This window comes from Brevibacterium ammoniilyticum (genome assembly GCF_038429965.1).
Lineage (GTDB): Bacteria > Actinomycetota > Actinomycetes > Actinomycetales > Brevibacteriaceae > Brevibacterium > Brevibacterium ammoniilyticum.
This window is the reverse complement of the sequence record NZ_BAABNP010000021.1, coordinates 1-16015: the sequence shown is the minus strand read 5'-3', so window position 1 is coordinate 16015 and position 16015 is coordinate 1. Positions and strand designations below refer to the sequence as shown.

The 16015-nt window shown below is 67.5% G+C and carries 16 protein-coding genes; 8 read left to right on the top strand and 8 right to left on the bottom strand.

Annotated elements, in window-relative coordinates; translation table 11 throughout:
- Nucleotides 1-181: 181 nt before the first annotated feature.
- The 3 genes from AAHA49_RS16650 to AAHA49_RS16640 all read right to left on the bottom strand — a co-directional run bounded on the left by AAHA49_RS16650 (nucleotide 182) and on the right by AAHA49_RS16640 (nucleotide 1906).
- Nucleotides 182-511: a helix-turn-helix domain-containing protein gene (locus AAHA49_RS16650; RefSeq protein ID WP_342039043.1), complete on the bottom strand. Its 330-nt coding sequence runs from the start codon at nucleotides 509-511 to the stop codon at nucleotides 182-184.
- A 1-nt stretch (nucleotide 512) separates the two neighbouring features.
- Nucleotides 513-866, bottom strand: a complete 354-nt coding sequence (locus AAHA49_RS16645; RefSeq protein WP_342039042.1) for a type II toxin-antitoxin system RelE/ParE family toxin — start codon at nucleotides 864-866, stop codon at nucleotides 513-515.
- A gap of 362 nt (nucleotides 867-1228) precedes the next feature.
- Nucleotides 1229-1906, bottom strand: a complete 678-nt coding sequence (locus AAHA49_RS16640; protein ID WP_342039041.1) for a DUF998 domain-containing protein — start codon at nucleotides 1904-1906, stop codon at nucleotides 1229-1231.
- A gap of 205 nt (nucleotides 1907-2111) precedes the next feature.
- Here AAHA49_RS16640 and AAHA49_RS16635 point away from each other — a divergent pair, with 205 nt between their 5' ends.
- Together AAHA49_RS16635 and AAHA49_RS16630 are read left to right on the top strand one after the other, a co-directional pair.
- Entirely contained in the window at nucleotides 2112-2507 is a 396-nt protein-coding gene (locus AAHA49_RS16635; RefSeq protein WP_342039040.1) for a DoxX family protein, read from the top strand.
- Nucleotides 2508-2595: 88 nt separating this feature from the next.
- Nucleotides 2596-2859: a hypothetical protein gene (locus AAHA49_RS16630; protein ID WP_342039039.1), complete on the top strand. Its 264-nt coding sequence runs from the start codon at nucleotides 2596-2598 to the stop codon at nucleotides 2857-2859.
- 47 nt (nucleotides 2860-2906) lie between these two features.
- Here the strand turns inward: AAHA49_RS16630 and AAHA49_RS16625 are convergent, their stop codons facing one another.
- Nucleotides 2907-3440 (bottom strand): YdeI/OmpD-associated family protein, encoded by a 534-nt coding sequence (locus tag AAHA49_RS16625; protein ID WP_342039038.1) that lies wholly within the window; start codon nucleotides 3438-3440, stop codon nucleotides 2907-2909.
- A 199-nt stretch (nucleotides 3441-3639) separates the two neighbouring features.
- On the opposite strand from AAHA49_RS16625, the gene bioB reads away from it, so the two are divergent.
- Nucleotides 3640-4836 (top strand): biotin synthase BioB, encoded by a 1197-nt coding sequence (gene bioB, locus AAHA49_RS16620; RefSeq protein ID WP_342039037.1) that lies wholly within the window; start codon nucleotides 3640-3642, stop codon nucleotides 4834-4836.
- A gap of 303 nt (nucleotides 4837-5139) precedes the next feature.
- Here the strand turns inward: bioB and AAHA49_RS16615 are convergent, their stop codons facing one another.
- From AAHA49_RS16615 to AAHA49_RS16605, 3 genes are read right to left on the bottom strand one after another with little or no spacing between them, the layout of a single operon-like run.
- On the bottom strand, nucleotides 5140-6630 hold the full coding sequence (locus AAHA49_RS16615; RefSeq protein WP_342039036.1) for a 3-hydroxyacyl-CoA dehydrogenase NAD-binding domain-containing protein: 1491 nt from the start codon (nucleotides 6628-6630) through the stop codon (nucleotides 5140-5142).
- A complete protein-coding gene (locus AAHA49_RS16610) occupies nucleotides 6627-7538 on the bottom strand; it encodes a beta-keto acid cleavage family enzyme (protein WP_342039035.1) in 912 nt (303 codons plus the stop codon). The genes AAHA49_RS16615 and AAHA49_RS16610 overlap by 4 nt, the downstream gene beginning before the upstream one ends.
- Nucleotides 7535-8428 (bottom strand): TetR family transcriptional regulator, encoded by an 894-nt coding sequence (locus AAHA49_RS16605; protein ID WP_342039034.1) that lies wholly within the window; start codon nucleotides 8426-8428, stop codon nucleotides 7535-7537. The genes AAHA49_RS16610 and AAHA49_RS16605 overlap by 4 nt, the downstream gene beginning before the upstream one ends.
- A 185-nt stretch (nucleotides 8429-8613) precedes the next feature.
- Here AAHA49_RS16605 and AAHA49_RS16600 point away from each other — a divergent pair, with 185 nt between their 5' ends.
- Nucleotides 8614-9987, top strand: a complete 1374-nt coding sequence (locus AAHA49_RS16600; RefSeq protein ID WP_342039033.1) for a pyridoxal phosphate-dependent decarboxylase family protein — start codon at nucleotides 8614-8616, stop codon at nucleotides 9985-9987.
- Between the two features lie 87 nt (nucleotides 9988-10074).
- Here AAHA49_RS16600 and yczE read toward each other — a convergent pair whose 3' ends face one another.
- Nucleotides 10075-10752 (bottom strand): membrane protein YczE, encoded by a 678-nt coding sequence (yczE, locus tag AAHA49_RS16595; protein ID WP_342039032.1) that lies wholly within the window; start codon nucleotides 10750-10752, stop codon nucleotides 10075-10077.
- A gap of 110 nt (nucleotides 10753-10862) precedes the next feature.
- On the opposite strand from yczE, the gene yczR reads away from it, so the two are divergent.
- The 4 genes from yczR (at nucleotide 10863) to AAHA49_RS16575 (ending at nucleotide 15389) form a co-directional block, all read left to right on the top strand.
- Complete coding sequence (yczR, locus tag AAHA49_RS16590; protein ID WP_342039031.1) at nucleotides 10863-12311, top strand: MocR-like transcription factor YczR; 1449 nt, start codon at nucleotides 10863-10865, stop codon at nucleotides 12309-12311.
- The gene (locus AAHA49_RS16585; protein WP_342039030.1) at nucleotides 12308-13303 is read left to right on the top strand and encodes an arsenic resistance protein; all 996 of its coding nucleotides are present in this window, start codon (nucleotides 12308-12310) and stop codon (nucleotides 13301-13303) included. The genes yczR and AAHA49_RS16585 overlap by 4 nt, the downstream gene beginning before the upstream one ends.
- Nucleotides 13304-13335: 32 nt before the next feature.
- A complete protein-coding gene (locus AAHA49_RS16580) occupies nucleotides 13336-14796 on the top strand; it encodes an Ada metal-binding domain-containing protein (RefSeq protein ID WP_342039029.1) in 1461 nt (486 codons plus the stop codon).
- A 68-nt stretch (nucleotides 14797-14864) separates the two neighbouring features.
- Entirely contained in the window at nucleotides 14865-15389 is a 525-nt protein-coding gene (locus AAHA49_RS16575; RefSeq protein WP_342039028.1) for a methylated-DNA--[protein]-cysteine S-methyltransferase, read from the top strand.
- Nucleotides 15390-16015: the final 626 nt, after the last annotated feature.

Here is a 16015-nt window from a genome sequence, read left to right as displayed (position 1 = left end):
GCTGCCGCATGAAAAATCGATGCTGATGGCAGGCTTGGCGTCACCACAAGTGGTCAATTCCATGAGCGAGTTCGGGCGCAACGGCTGGGCGCCCCTGCCGAGGCGTGGTGTACCTCTACGGCAGCAGCCTCCCATTCAGCGAGGTATGAAGCGGATTGCGCAGTTCGTCATAGATCGGCGCCTATGGCCGGGTAGAGAGAACGACCTTGCGGTTGCCGAAGGTCGCGATTACTTCGATACTTCCGCCAAGCGCTTCGACGTATGACTTCAGGGTCGCGAGGCCCGAACGGTCGAGGTCGCCCGCTTCGAGCGCGGAGATCGTGGGCTGGGTGATCGCCATCCGGTCGGCGAGTTCCTTCTGCGTCACTCCCTGCTCTTCGCGGATCTCGCGGAGCCGGTAGGCGCGTTCCTCAGCTTCCATTTGGGCGACGTGCTCGGCAACAGCGGTCTCGTCGACGGGGCGCTTAGTGCGCACGTCACTCCATGCGGTGGTCTTCGTCTTGGTGCTCATCTCACTCCTCCTCATCCGTCAGCCACTTATCGAACCTGTCATCGGCGATCGGGATGTTCACGTCGTACCACTGCTTCCATCTGCCTGCCTTGTCTCCGGCGATGAGCAGGATCGCCCTGCGCTTCGGATCAAAGGCGAACAGAATCCTGATCTCGCTGCGTCCCGCCGATCCGGGCCGCAGCTCCTTCATGTTGTGATGCCGGGACCCCTTGATCCGATCTGCCGTCGGTCGCCCGAGCGTAGGCCCTTCGGACTCCAGCCGGGTGATCGCGGCAGCGACGAGGTTGTAGGTCTCGTCATCCAGCCTCAGGACCCACGACTCCACGTCTTCCCAGAGCCGCACGTCCCAAGACATTCCACCATTATAGATCAGGGGCGATATTGCCTCAAGACTATGTCATTCGCGGTTTCCACGGCGGGTCATGAGAGATCTGCGGTGGAGGGCCCTACGGTGCGTGCCGTCTTCTTCCATCCGGTTGTCCGGTTAGCCTCGAACCGCTGCGGGATTGACATGAAGCTCTCACCGTTGTCACGGGCCGTGTGAATGTCGTCTATCTGCTTGGCGGTCAGCGGCGTTCGACTTCGTCTCTTTGGTTCCGTGACTTCGCCGCCGAGCCCGAGGAGCCGAGACCCCGGTCCACCCTTTCGGAGGCGCCGCGTGATCGCGGCGCCTTTCGCATTCTTCGAGGCGCCGAGGCTGGTGCCGGCTCGCACCCATCAGTTCAATCGTGCCGGCCGGCCGCTCTCGCTGGGATCGCCGAGGTGGCCGCGTCCGACGAGAACGGCGATGCCCACGGCTGCGGTCCACACGGTGAGCGTGTCGAAGGAAAGGCGCTCGGCGATGCCGAAGCTCAATCCGGGAATCGCCGTACCATCGAGCGCGAGAAGGAACGCTGCGAAACCGAGAACGGAGACGATGACGGAGGCGATGGTCAGCCCCCGGAAGAGTCCCCTGCCGGCTGCGACGGCGAGGAGGATCATCGCCATCCACTGTGCCAGTGCCTGGACCAGGGCAGCACTGTCATGGAGCGCCGGCTGAAGATCCCACGGGGCGAAGCCGACGATGACGACACACAGACCGACCACGGCCATGAGGATCGTGCCGGCACGCCCGGATCGGCTATTCCATCGCCCGTGGAGCAATACGGCACCGAGCGCGGTCAGTGCTCCGGAGAGGACCATTCCGATATTGAAAACCGGATTCCAGGGCGAGCACACCTCCCGAGGCTGTCCGCCCTCGGTGAAGGGTCCGCAGACGGTGACGCCGAGGTCACTGATCGCATTCGCCGTCACCGAATACCCCTGCGGCCACTGCAGGGCGACGATGACCTGAATCGGCAGCAGTACTGCGCTGGCCACCCACAGTACGGCTCCGATACGCCAACGCTGATTCATGTCGTCCCGCCCTCCGTCTCGACCAGTGGCTCCGTTGCCCATGGTCGCCGTCGTGCACTGGTCTCCTGTGAGTTCATCGTAGGACGGTGGCAGCCACCGTGCCGAGTCTGAGGCGTCGACGGCGCGGCGTGTGAAGGCTGTGGAGGCAAGGCACCTCGCCGGAATGAATGCTCTTCATCGGATGTTCTCGGGCACAATCGTGTGCATGACCAAAACACTCGGAGGTCGATCGACCGCCACCTCGACGAACGCCCGCACAGTCTTCATGACCGGTCTTCTCGGGTTCGCCGGGACCATGCACTTCCTTCGGCCCAAGCCGTTCGATTCGATCGTTCCGCCCAGCCTCGGCAATCGCCGTGCGTGGACCTACGCGAGCGGTGTCGCCGAACTCGGGTGCGCGGCACTCCTCGCCGTTCCCGCAACCCGGCGCCTCGGCGGCGCGGCGACGGCAGCGCTCATGGTCGCCGTCTATCCCGCGAACATCTACACCGTGGCCAAGCACTGGAAGTCACCGAAAGGTCGCGCGATCGCCCTGGCCAGGCTGCCTTTGCAGATTCCGCTCGTCCAGATGTCGTGGGCGATCGCGCGCAGCGGCGACTGACCCCTTCGGAGTGCCTACCTCGGAGTGGCTGCGACTACATGTGAAGCGGCGACCGCGCAGTCTGTCTGCCCGGTGGTACTCATAGTCCATGGACATCGAGATCGTTTCCCCAGACGCGGATATCGTCTGCGCACAGTTGGCCGAGGCCGACGGTTTTCGATTCGAATGCTGGGGAGAACGAGCAGGGCAGCGTCTCCCGGGGACGGTGCGTGTGCGCGACCTCGCGGAGCTCGACGAGGAGCTTGCCATGGCAGGGCTGCAAGCGATTCCGACCATCGCGATCGATGCGATGCGGCGTGATCGCTCGAGGCCAGGCACGGTCTACGCGTCCTCCGTGATCGCAGTCAGCTGATCTCAGGCAGACGCGACGACGCTTCGCAGAATTGCTGTGGCGCCGCCTCAGCTCAATCCGATGAGCTTCCCGCTCTTCGACAGCTCCGGATCCGTGCACGAGGACAGATCGAAACAGCAGGGGCGCCGCTTGCCGTTCTCGAGCTTGTCGATGGCCACACCGACGCGCTTCTCCCGAGTCGCAGGGTTCTTCGTGGCCTTGATCCACCGCACCCACTCCCAGCGAGCCATCGGAGTGAGACCCGCCCACGTGTCGTCGAGATCTCCGGCCTCATCGAGTGCCGCCTGCAGATCGTCGGGCACGACGACCTCAGGCCATGCCTTGGTCGGAGTCAAGGACACCGTCACGGTCTCACCGTCGCGCAGCTCCTCGAGGTCATCGAGGTTGAGCCAGTGCCCGCGCATCCCATCGGGTTCGATGACGGTGGGGAACTCGGTGCCGGCGACGACCGCCTCGGCGGCCACCTGACCACGGGAGGGCAGCTGCGCACTGGCCTCAGCGGGCAGGAGGACGATCGTGCGGTCACCGCGAGTGGTCACCTCGGCGTCGAAGTCGATCGCCGTCTGCGTCGTCGTGGTCATGGCTCTCCTCAATTGGGAACGGTCGGCAGGCTCGGGGGCCGTCGATTCCAGGATAGCTTCGCCGCCTCGGTGTCCGCTTCTCGATTCCTGACACGAATGCCTGAGAGGATCTCCGTCCGACCGACGCGTCCCCGCGGGGACGCAACGATTCCCGCGAGTCGTTGTTGACATCTCCTGAACACTGTTCAATGATCGGCTCATGCCGAATTTCACCCTGATGGCCGATCGCGCCTGCGCCGGCACCGCGGCGAGCGCCGCCGACGCCCTAGAGATCCTCCGCTCCTCCGACGACGACCTCCTCGAGCTGGTCGCCACCGCCGGGCGGGTCCGGCGCCACCACTTCGGCGACTCGGTCAAGGTCAACTACCTCGTCAATCTCAAGTCGGGGCTGTGCCCCGAGGACTGCGGCTACTGCTCCCAACGTCTGGGTTCGGACACGGAGATCCTCAAGTACTCGTGGCTGCCCGGCGAGGAAGCACGCCGGCAGGCGGAGTTCGGTCTCGCCGGGGGAGCGTCCCGGGTGTGCCTCGTCGCCAGCGGTCGCGGACCTTCGAACCGCGACGTCGATCGGGTGGCCTCGATGACCGAGGACATCAAGGCGAACAACCCCGGCGTCGAGGTCTGCGCATGTCTCGGCTTCCTCAAGGACGGCCAGGCCGAACGCCTGCGCACGGCCGGGGTCGATGCCTACAACCACAACCTCAACACCGCCGAATCGAACTACGCGGAGATCTGTTCGACCCATACCTTCGCCGACCGCGTCGACACGGTCGACCGGGCACACACTGCCGGTCTCTCCCCGTGCTCGGGGCTGATCGTGGGCATGGGGGAGAGCGACGAGCAGATCGTCGAGGCGATCGAGGCCCTCCGCGCACTCGGATCCGACTCCATCCCCGTCAACTTCCTCATCCCCTTCGACGGCACACCGCTCGCGGGCACCTATGAGCTCACCCCGCAGAAGTGCCTGCGCATCCTCTGCGCCGTGCGCCTCATGTGCCCGGACAGCGAACTGCGGATCGCCGGCGGGAGGGAGATGCACCTGCGCACCCTCCAGCCGCTGGCGCTCCATGTCGCGAACTCACTCTTCCTCGGCGACTACCTCACGAGTGAAGGTCAGGACGCCGAGGCGGACCTCGACATGATCGTCGACGGCGGATTCTCCATCATCGGCCACGACAGCGCCGAGGTGCTCCGCGAGCAGGTGCGGGCCTCGAAGGCCGCGCACACCGCTGCGTTCAGCCCGGTCGGCGGCGCCGAGCGCACCGAGTCCGCTGCGGGGTCGACCCTGCCGTGCGGAAAATCGGCACCGACCGGAGTCTCGGGCGAGAGCGAGAACGTCCTCGTGCCGACGATCCGCCGCCGCGGCGCCGGCACCGCGTTCTCGCCCAATGCGTGAGCGCGCCCTTGCGCTGGTGTGCCGGAACGAGAAGGTGGCCGGATTGGCCGCTGAGGCGCAGCGCGAATTTGCCTTGCACCACCCGGAGCACGACGTCCTACCTGTGCACGTGTAGGGGTAACGCTCCGGGTGGTGCGTGGAGAGCGTCACCGCGGAAGCAGCGCTCAAGGTGCCGAATAGAGCTCAAAGTGCCGAATAGAGGCAGAGGTATGATTTGGTGCCGAAAGTGCCCGGTCCGCGGAGCGTAGCTGACCCTGATCCGGTACCCCCGGACAGGATTCTGCTCGGTCGGTCCGGCCACGCTCAGCCGATGCTGCGACCACTCCAATCCGGGGTGGACGTCGCCACCTCGGCGATGCGGGCAGCGATCGCGGGCGGGAACCCGACGGCCCGGTCCGCGTTCTGGTCGACGTGGAGGGCGAGGATCTCCTCGGTCGCGACGACCCGATCGTCGACGAGCATCTCATAGGCGAGATGGAGCTTCTTCGAACCGGCCGACACGAGACGCGGACGGACGACCAGCGTCGACCCGAGGGACACCTCGTCGAGGTACCGAACGTGCGATTCGACGGTGTAGAGGGAGCAGTCGCTCGCCTCACGGTACGCGGCATCGAGCCCGAGCTCGTCCATGACCTGATCGGTCGCGAACCCGAAGACGAGGACGTAGAACGCCTCGGACAGGTGCCCGTTGTAGTCGATCCAGTCCTCACGCACCGGTGTCGAATAGTCAGCAAGCTCCCGGCCCTGAGCAGTCGCCTTCGCCGAGGCGGCGGCAGACTCCGGAGCCGCCGGAACATCCGGAGCCGCCGGAGCGTCTGGTGCGGCCGGAACCGCTGACAGCGACCTGCCAGCGATGAGCTTCCGCAGTGCGACGATCCCGGCATCGCGTTCGGCGACGAGATCGGCGATCGAACGCGTCCCACTCTCCTCCTCGCACCCGGCGACGACGTCATCGCGCAGCCTGGTCGTCAGCTCGGGGGCCTCGAGCCTCGTCCACGGGGACTTCAGCGAGGGCCCGAAGTGGTCGAGCATGTGCCCCATCCCGCCCGGACCACCGGCGAGGTGGAAGGTGAGCATCGGCCCCTGGAAGGGCCAACGCAGACCCGGTCCGTCCGTGATCGACCGGTCGATCTGCTCGACGGTCGCCTCACCGGCTGCGACCATGTGCAGGGCCTCGCGCCACTGCGCCTCCTGGAGGCGGTTGGCAATGAAGCCGGGAACCTCGCGGTCCATGCGGATGACCGACTTGCCAATGAGGTCGTAGAACTCAGCCGCCCAGTCGACGGCTTCGGCAGACGTGTCCTCACCGCCGACGACCTCGACGAGCGGGATGAGATAGGGCGGGTTGAACGGGTGCCCGACGACGAAGCGCTCGGGCCTGGCCACCTCGGTGGCCATCTCCGTCATCCCATATCCCGAGGTCGATGATCCGATGATCACCGAGGCGGGGGTGAGGGCGTCGATGTCGGCGAAGAGCTGACGTTTGAGGTCGAGGTTCTCCGGCGCCGACTCCTGGACGAACTCGGTACCCGCGACCGCCTCGGCGAGATCGGTGTGGATCGTCCACGCGGTCTTGTTTGCACCGTCGACCATGTCGAGGGCGGCCAGGGCAGGCCAGGCGGCATCGATGAGGCTGGAGAGCTTCTCCCCGGCGTTGGGATCGGGATCCCACACCTTGACGGTGAACCCGCGGGCGAGGAAGTACGCGACCCAGCCGCCGCCGATCGTGCCCGCCCCGATGCACGTGATCGTCCGGACGGACTCGGGAGCAGGGAAGGAGGGGAAGTCGGTCACAGATCGGCTCCCATCGCAGTCGAGGTCTGGACGCGCAGATCGAGGATCTCGCGCGCCTCAGCGGGGGTGGCGACCTCGGCACCGAGGTCCTCGATGATCGAGACGGCACGGTCGGTCAGGGCGGCATTCGTCGCCTTGACGCCCTTGGACAGGTAGAGATTGTCCTCGAGTCCGACCCGGGCATGACCCCCGGCGAGCACGGACTGGGCCACCCACGGCAGCTGGTCACGGCCGATCGCGAACGACGTGAACTGCGCTCCCTTGGGCAGCAGATGGACCATCGCCTGGAGCAGGCCCGCATCGACGGGGGCACCGTAGGGGATGCCCATGCACAGCTGGTAGAGCGGCGGGGGATCGATGAGCCCCTCCTCGACGAGCACGTTGGCGAACCAGAGGTTGCCGGTGTCGAAGATCTCGAGCTCGGGACGCACCCCCAGCGTCTGGATCTTCTTCGACCCCTCCCGGAGCATGTCCGGGGTCGAGACGTAGATGTTCGATCCCTCGCCGAAGTTGAGCGATCCGCAGTCGAGGGTGCAGATCTCCGGCAGCAGCTCCTCGACGTGGGGGAGGCGTTCGAGGGCGTTGACGAGGTCGGTGCCGGGCATGTGCGTCGTCGGATCCTGCGGATCGATGACGAGGTCCCCGCCCATGCCCGCAGTGAGGTTGATGACGGGGTCGACGTCGGAGGCCCGGACGAGCCGGACGACCTCCCGATAGTAGGCGACCTCGCGCGAACCCTGCTTCGTCTCGAGATCGCGGACATGGATGTGGACGACCGAGGCTCCGGCCCGGGCGGCGGCGATCGCATCTGCGGCGATCTCCTCGGGAGTGACGGGCACGTGCTCGCTCTTACTCGTCGTGTCGCCGGCGCCGGTGACGGCGCACGTGAGAATGACCTTGCGATTCATGATGACTCCTCGTCAGTCGATGGATGGGCTGTTGTCGGTTCGATGGCGGGCGGCGTATCGGCGGTGAAGACGGCACGGTGCAGGTAGGCGTCGAGGCGGTCGCGGAAGGTGGGCACGTCCATGATCCCGGTGACGACCTTGATGCCGAGGCCGTCGAGGACTGAGGTGAGCTCGTCGGTGATGAGCTCAGGATCGCCGAGGCGGAAGACCCCGCGGTCCTGCCCGTCGACGATCGTCGCCCGCACCGTCCGCGACCAGCGGTCGTAGCCTGCCGGATAGGCCGACTCGCCCGGGTCCTCGAGGGCGAGACGGCTCCACGTCTGGATCCAGATCGACCATTCCGCCCGGGCACGGGGGCCGATGGGGGACTGGAGTTCGAGGAGGCGTTCGAGCCGTCTGCGCGGGGAGACGATCTCGTCGAGCCACGCGACCTGCCGGTCGAAGGCGAGTTTGACGGAGAACTCGAGAGTCGCGTCGAAGAGCTCGGACTTCCCGGCGAAGTGATAGTGCACGGCCGCACTCGAGACCCCGGCCGCCTCGGCGATGTCGGCGATGCGCACGGCGTCGTATCCGCGACGGGCGAAGAGATCCCAGGCGGTCTCGACGATGAGCCTGCGCGGTGAGCTCTCATCGGACTCGGTGACCGGGGTGACGGACCGCAGTCCCGTGGGCACAGCGGAGACGGTCGATTCGTCGCCGAGCAGCCACCGCACGGTCACTCCGGTCGCGGTCGCGAGGCCGAGGAGTTCCTCGGCGGTGAACTTGCGCCGACCTGAGAGGGACTTCGACAGCTTCGTCTCGTCGATGCCGATGGCCTCAGCCAGGCGGCGCTGCGACAGGCCGCTGCCGGCGACGGATTCCCGCGCCCGTGCGGCGATCGTGGTGGCCATGCCCCGAACCTACCGCAGTGCCTGCGACTATCGCAAGCATTTGTGATGAGAAGTCAGAACTTGCGATTTCGGCGGCGGCGATTCTCCGTGCAGTTGAGAAGCAGCCCGTGCTCGGGTCGGGTTTCGGGCGCGCAGCGGATATCCTCGAACGGATGAACACCTCGCACTCGCCCTCGGAGGCACCCATGAACCCCGATCTCCATTCCCGCATGCACGTCGTCTCCGATGAGACCCGCAATCTCGTCAACCTCGTGCTCGACTACTCCCGCCGTCGGACCCTGTCCGTCGACACCCCGCTCGACCATCCGATGAAGGACTCCGAGCTCACCCGCCTCGCCGGGCCGACGATCAGCGAGGAGGGCGTCGGATCGTCCCGGGCGCTGGCGATCTTCGAGCACATCTTCGCCCCCGCCTGCATCACCACCGACCACCCGAAGTACCTCTCCTTCATCCCGAGTGCCCCGACGAAGGCCGCGGTCGCCTTCGACCTCGTCGTCTCCGCGAGCGCGCTCTACGGCGGATCCTGGCTCGAAGGCGCCGGAGTCGTCCACGCTGAGAACGAGGTCCTCAGCTGGCTCGCCTCCGAATTCGGGCTGCCGAAGTCCGCCGGCGGCGTCTTCGTCCAGGGCGGAACGATCGGCAACCTCTCCGCCCTCGTCGCCGCGCGTGAGGCGCAGAAGGCGAAACTCGGCGACAAGCGGCCGGGCCGGTGGGTCATCGTCTGCAGCGCCGAGGCGCATTCCTCCGTCGCTTCGGCCGCCGCCGTCATGGACGTCGACGTCGCCCCCGTGGCCACCGGCGAGGACGGCATCCTCCGCCCCGAAGGCGTGCGCGAAGCCCTCGAAGAGCACGGCGACGCCGTCATCGCCGTCGTCGCCACCTCGGGGACGACGAACTTCGGCACGATCGACGACATCGCCGGGATCGCGAAGCTGAAGAAGGAGTTCGACTTCTGGCTCCACATCGACGGCGCCTACGGGCTTGCGGCCATGCTCTCCCCGCTGGCCAAGCACAAGTTCAAAGGCGTCGAGGACGCCGACTCCGTCATCGTCGACCCGCACAAGTGGTTGTTCGCCCCGTTCGACGCCTGCGCGCTCATCTACCGGGACCCGCGCAACGGACGTCGCGCCCACACTCAACACGCCGAGTACCTCGACACGCTCACCGAATCCGATGAGTGGAGCCCCTCGGACTACGCGATCCAGCTCACCCGTCGCCCCCGCGGGCTTCCCCTGTGGTTCTCCCTGGCCAGCTACGGCGCCGAGACCTACCGGGCTGCGATCAGCCACTCGATCGACCTCGCCCGTCAGATCGGCACGGAGATCAAGAAACGCCCGAACCTCCGCCTCGTCCGCGACCCCGAACTCTCCGTCGTCGTCTTCGAACGTGTCGGCTGGAGCCGGGAGGACTACGATGCGTGGTCGGACAAGCTCCTCGAAGAGCAGCGGGCCTTCGTCGTCCCCAGCTCGCACAAGGGTCAGCCGAACGCCCGCTTCGCGATCGTCAACCCACTGACGACGTACGAGGACCTCATCGACATCCTCGACACCATGGAGTGACACTCCCTCACCATGGAGTGAGACTCACCTGACCGGTGACGACACCGACCGGCCGGCTGTCCAGTGCGGACAGCCGGCCGGCGGCATTCATCCGTCCCGCTCGCCCTGCTCCCGTGGCCGCAGCTCGACGGTGAAGAACGGCAGGAGGGCCTGCGTGATCGGTCCGATGCTCACCGCGTAGAGGGCGGTGCCGATGCCGACGACCCCGCCGAGCGCCCAGCCCATGGCTACGACGGTGACCTCGATGAGGGTGCGCACGAGTCGGATCGACCGTCCGGTGACACGGGAGAGCCCGGTCATGAGGCCGTCCCTGGGCCCAGGTCCGAACTGGGAGCCGATGTACATCGCCGAGGCGACGCCGTTGAGCACGACGCCTGCGACGAGGAACACGATGTTCCAGGCGAGCACCTCGGTGCGGGGGAGGAAGAGCAGGGTGAGGTCGAGCGCCGGGCCGATCGTCAGGGCGTTGAGCAGGGTGCCGAGTCCCGGCTGCTGCTTGAGCGGGATCCAGGCGAGGAGGACGAGCACCGAGGTGATCGTGATGATCGTGCCGAAGGTCAGCGGGACGTGGCGGAGAATGCCCGAGTGGAGGACATCCCACGGGATCATCCCGAGCCCGGAGACGACGACGAGGGCCATCGAGGCGCCGTAGAGGTAGAGGCCGAGCATGAGCTGGGCGAGGCGCCTGACGAGACGGCCGCCGGCGAGCTGCTGGAGCGGGCCGACGTTGGCGAGTTCGCGCCGAGGCGCGGGCGAGGATGACATCGAGTGGTCCTTGGGCATCGTGGTCGGGCTGTCCACCCCATCGTCGCGCAGATTGGCATTGCGGAAAAGAGCCAATTGCAGGAAAGTGGTTCCATGACGAAAGGGGCCCCATGACGACTGCGATGAGTGCGAGGCGGCTCGCCGCCCTCATCGGCACCGGACCGTGGCAGCCGCCTGCCTACGAGTCGCTGGCCGCGACGATCGCCCGAGCGATCACCGACGGCCGCATCCCCGTCGGTGTCCGACTGCCGAGCGAGCGCGAACTCGCCGCGGCGCTCGGCCTCTCCCGCACCACCTCGACGCGCGCCTACTCCCGGCTGCGGGAGCTCGGCTATGTGCGCACCCGCCGCGGCTCCGGCAGCCTCGTCGAACTCCCGCAGGTCCCCGGCGGCCGGATCGACCACCTCCTCGCACCGGCCGGACCGCAGCCCGGCGGCATCGACCTCACATGCACGGCGACGCTCGCCCCGATCGGCGTGCTCGACGCCTACGACCGGGCCCTGTCGAAGCTCCACGCTTACCTGCCCGGCACCGGGTACTACCCCTCGGGAATCCCGCAGCTGCGCGAGATCATCGCCGAGAGGTACACCCGCCGCGGACTGCGCACGCATCCGGACGAGGTCCTCATCACCTCGGGTGCCCTGGGCGGGGCTGCCATCGGCATCCGGGCTCTGCTCGGCGGCTCCGGGGGAGTCCTCGTCGAGAGCCCGAGCTACCCCAACGCGATCGCGACGATCGCCGCCGCAGGCGCCCGCATCGTCCCCTACCCGCTCGAGGTCACCGAAGCCGGGCACCACTGGGATGTTCCGGCGATGGGCCAGTCGATGCGTGACGGACGAGTGCGCGCGGCCTACCTCATCCCCGACTTCCACAATCCCACGGGCGCACTCATGCCTGATGCGCAGCGGGCCGAACTCGCCGAAGAGCTCGCCCGGTCCCAGGTCGTGCCCGTCATCGACGAATCCCTCGTCGAACTCGGACTCGACGGCACCGAGCCGCAGACTCCGCTCGGCGCGTTCGTCCCCGATGCGATCACGGTCGGCAGCACGAGCAAGATCTTCTGGGGCGGACTGCGCATCGGCTGGATGCGCGTGCCCGGGCGCCGGATGGACGAGGCGGCGGGAGTCCGGCTCACCCTCGACCTCGGCGCACCCGTGCTCGAACAGCTCGTCGCGATCGAGCTGATGGACGACCAGGACGCGATCCTCGACCAGATGCGCACGCGTCTCACCGCCGCCCGCGATCGCCTCGTGCGCGATCTCGGGCAGGCCCTGCCGAGCTGGCACATCACCGTCCCGTCCGGCGGCATGGCACTGTGGGTGCGCCTGCCCGAGGAGCGCTCCGGGGCACTCGTCACCGCCGCCCTCTCCCATGGCCTCACCCTCGCCTCGGGGCCGAACTTCGCCCCGGTCGGGGGACTCGACCGCTGGGTGCGCGTGCCCTACACCGTCGCCGAGGCGGACCTCGCCCAGGTCGCCCCGCGCCTTGCGGCGGCATGGGAGGACGCTCAGCGGATGCCCGAACCACGGCCCGGGGACCGGACCCGGATCGTCGCATGAGCAGAGGACAGAGCCCCCTCCGCACCATCGACCGGCTCACCGCGCACCAGACGGCGGCCTGCCTCGGCGCGGTCGCCCTCGGCGTGCTGGCGGGGGCACTCCTTCCTTCGGCCGCCTTGGTCGCCTCTGCCCTCGTCACCCCGCTCCTCGTCCTCCTGCTGTTCACGACCTTCATCGACATTCCCCTGCGCACCCTCGGGCCGGCGACGGCGAACCTCCGATTCGCCGCGGTCGTCCTCATGGCGAACTTCCTCATCGTCCCGCTGCTCGTCTGGGCTCTCCACACGATCGTGCCGCTGCCCGCCACGGTCGCCGTCCCCGTCCTCATCGTCCTCCTCACCCCGTGCATCGACTACGTCATCGTCTTCACCGGGCTGGCCGGCGGTGCGAGCGAGAAGCTCCTGGCACTGACCCCGGTGCTCATGATCGTCCAGATCCTCCTCCTGCCCGTGTGGCTCGGTGTCATCGCCGGAGACTCCGCTCCCGAGCTCATCACCCCGGGTCCGTTCCTCACCGCGCTCACGCTCTTCATCGTCCTGCCGCTCGCCGCCGCCCTCCTCGTCCAGCTCGGGTCCACACGTTCACGCATCGTCCGCGGGGTCCGGGGTGCGGCATCGACGGCGATGATGCCGCTCATGCTCCTCACCCTCTTCGCCGTCGCCGCCTCCGAGATCCGATCCGTCGTCCCCCACCTGGCCGATCTCGGCATCGTCGCCGTCGTCTGCGTCCTCTTCGCCGTCGTCATGACGATCCTCGGCTGGGGTCTCGGTGCCTGGTCCCTCGCCGAGGTGGGGGAGCGGCGAGCGCTCATCTTCACCGGCGTGACCCGCAATTCGCTCGTCATGCTGCCCCTCGTCCGGGCCGTCGACGGCGACGGCCTCGGGTCGGCCGCCGTCGTCACCCAGACGCTCGTCGAGCTGCTCGTCATGGTCGCCCTCGTCCGGATCGTGCCCCACCTGGTCCCCGACACTGCGATGTCCGAAAACCGCTAGCCGCACGGCTGCGGGCGGAGCAGAATGGAGACATGCTCACCTCGGATCAGTGCTATCAGGCGGTCACCGGACGCGACACGCGCTTCGACGGCATGTTCTTCACCGCCGTGTCGACGACCCGGATCTTCTGCCGCCCATCGTGTCCGGCGCGCACCCCGAAGCGGACGAACGTCGACTTCTATCCGACCGCGGCCGCCGCCGTCGAAGCAGGGTACCGGGCATGCAAGCGGTGCCGCCCCGATGTCAGTCCCGGCTCACCCGACTGGGATGTCCGCGCCGACGTCAGCGCCCGCGCGATGCGCCTCATCCGCGACGGTCTCGTCGACCGGTCGGGAGTCGACGGTCTCGCTGCGGCACTCGGCTACAGCAGCCGGCAGCTCGGCCGCGTCCTCCACGCCGAACTGGGGGCTGGACCTCTGGCGCTGGCCCGCAGCGAACGCGTGCGCACCGCCCGCACCCTCGTCGAATCGACGGCGATGACGATGAGCGAGGTCGCCTTCGCCTCCGGCTTCGCGAGCATCCGCCAGTTCAACGAGACCTTCAAGGACACGTACGGGGTGGCCCCGGGGCAGCTGCGCACCGGATCGGCGAGTGTGCAGTCCGAGGACATCGCCGTGCGTCTCGCGTTCCGCCATCCCTTCGATTTCGACCACCAGTTGAACTATCTCCGGCACCGGGCTGTGCCCGGGATCGAAGACGTCGGCGACGGGAGGTACACCCGGTCGCTGCGTCTCGCACACGGGCCGGGCGTCATCACTCTGACGGCCGGAAGCGGCAATTTCGTCACCTGCCGGCTCCAGCTCGCCGACACCCGCGACATCGGCGCGGCCGTCGCGCGTGCCAGGCGCATCCTCGACCTCGACGCCGATCCGACGGCCGTCCACGCGACGCTCACCGGCGCCGGTTTCGGTGGTCTCGTCGCCCTCGTCCCGGGAATCCGCTCCCCGGGCCACAGCGATCCCGTCGAACTCTCCATCCGCACCGTCCTCGGCCAGCAGATCTCGATCGGTGCCGCCCGGACCCATCTCACCCGCCTCGTCGACGATGCCGGCGAACCGCTGCCCGAGGATATGGCCGGCAGCGGCGTCGATCGGCTCTTCCCCACCGCCGAGGCGATCGCGGAGAGGCCCGACGATTCGTGGGCACTGCCTCGGCGCCGGATCGAGACCATCCGCGCGCTGGCCTCCGCCCTCGCCACCTCGGAGATCGACCTCGGACCCGGATGCGATCGAGAGGAGTCCGCCGCTCGGCTGCTCGAGCTTCCCGGGGTCGGCCCGTGGAGCGTCGGCTACATCCGGATGAGAGCACTCGGTGACCCGGACGTCCTCCTCGCCTCCGACCTCGGCGTGAAGAAGGCCCTCGACGCTCTCACCGACTCAGGCGGAGAGATCACGCCCACTCAGCTCGAGGCCGCCCGACCTTGGCGGTCATATCTGACGCACCTGCTGTGGGCAGCCCACGCCAGAGCAACGCACCAGAATCCGGCCCAATAATGACAACTCTCAGCCTGGATCACTCCTGGCCATATTCATCTTCAGCCATGACAACGAAAGGACCGACCATGCACTTCACGAAGGCGAACCCGAATGTCCTCGTCTACGCGATCATCGACTCGCCCGTCGGGGAGATCCTCCTCACCGCTGACGGCGAGCATCTCACCGGGGCCTACCTCGACGGCTTCGACGCCGTTCTCGAAAGGCTGTCTCTGCGCACGGGCGCCGAGGCGGTCGAGGACCCCGAACTCGAGGTGCTCGCTCGTGCTCGCACTCAGCTTGCTGAGTACTTCGCGGGGGAGCGGAAGTCCTTCGATCTGCCGCTCGCACCCTCGGGCACGGACTTCCAGCTGCAGGTGTGGGAGGCGCTGACGACGATTCCCTTCGGCGCCACCGCCGGATACGGCGAGCTGGCCGGGTGGATCGACCGTCCCTCTGCCGCGCGGGCTGTGGGGGCGGCGAACGGGAAGAACCCGATCAGCATCATCGTCCCCTGTCACCGGGTCATCGGCGCCAACGGCTCCCTGACCGGGTACGCGTGGGGTGAGGAACGCAAGCGAACCCTCCTCGACCTCGAGGCCACCGGCGCCTGAGCCTCTGTCGCCTGATCCTTCGGCTCCGACGGGACTGGCGACGCGGCGACCGGCGCAACGGACCCGGAGCGAGCGCCCACCTCACGTGAGGATCGGTCGGAATCGGGAATCGGCCGGGTTCAGGCACCAGGCCCTGACCGGGTTCTGGCACCAACCCGACCACGAACCAACCGGAATCGGGCACTGCGCGGACTTGAGCTCACTTGAGTCTCGAGAGCTCAGTTCACGAAGTGAGCTCTCGAGACTCAGGTGAGCTCGACCGGTGCGCAAGTCGAAATGAGTGCGGGCGACCGGCGGGTAGCGATCGGCGAGAGCGGCGGGAATCATAGAATGGGCCCGCGCACCGGGCGGAATGAGCCAGGGCGCCAGACAGAATGGGCCTGTGGGGGCTTGCCGGCGGAAGCGGAAACGACGAAGGCCCCGAACCGTGAAGTCCGGGGCCTTCGCCCTGCGGTGGAGCTCCTACGCACTTACTGCAATCGGAACGAAATAACTCGTCAAATCGATGGTCTGGTCGCAGAAGCCAGGCGTCAGATCGGAAGCGTTGGGCTGTGTCAAGTTTCGTAGACGATCTCTTTGTGGATCAGGCGGCGATCGCGGCCTGAAGGGTGTAGTCGGCGCGCGCT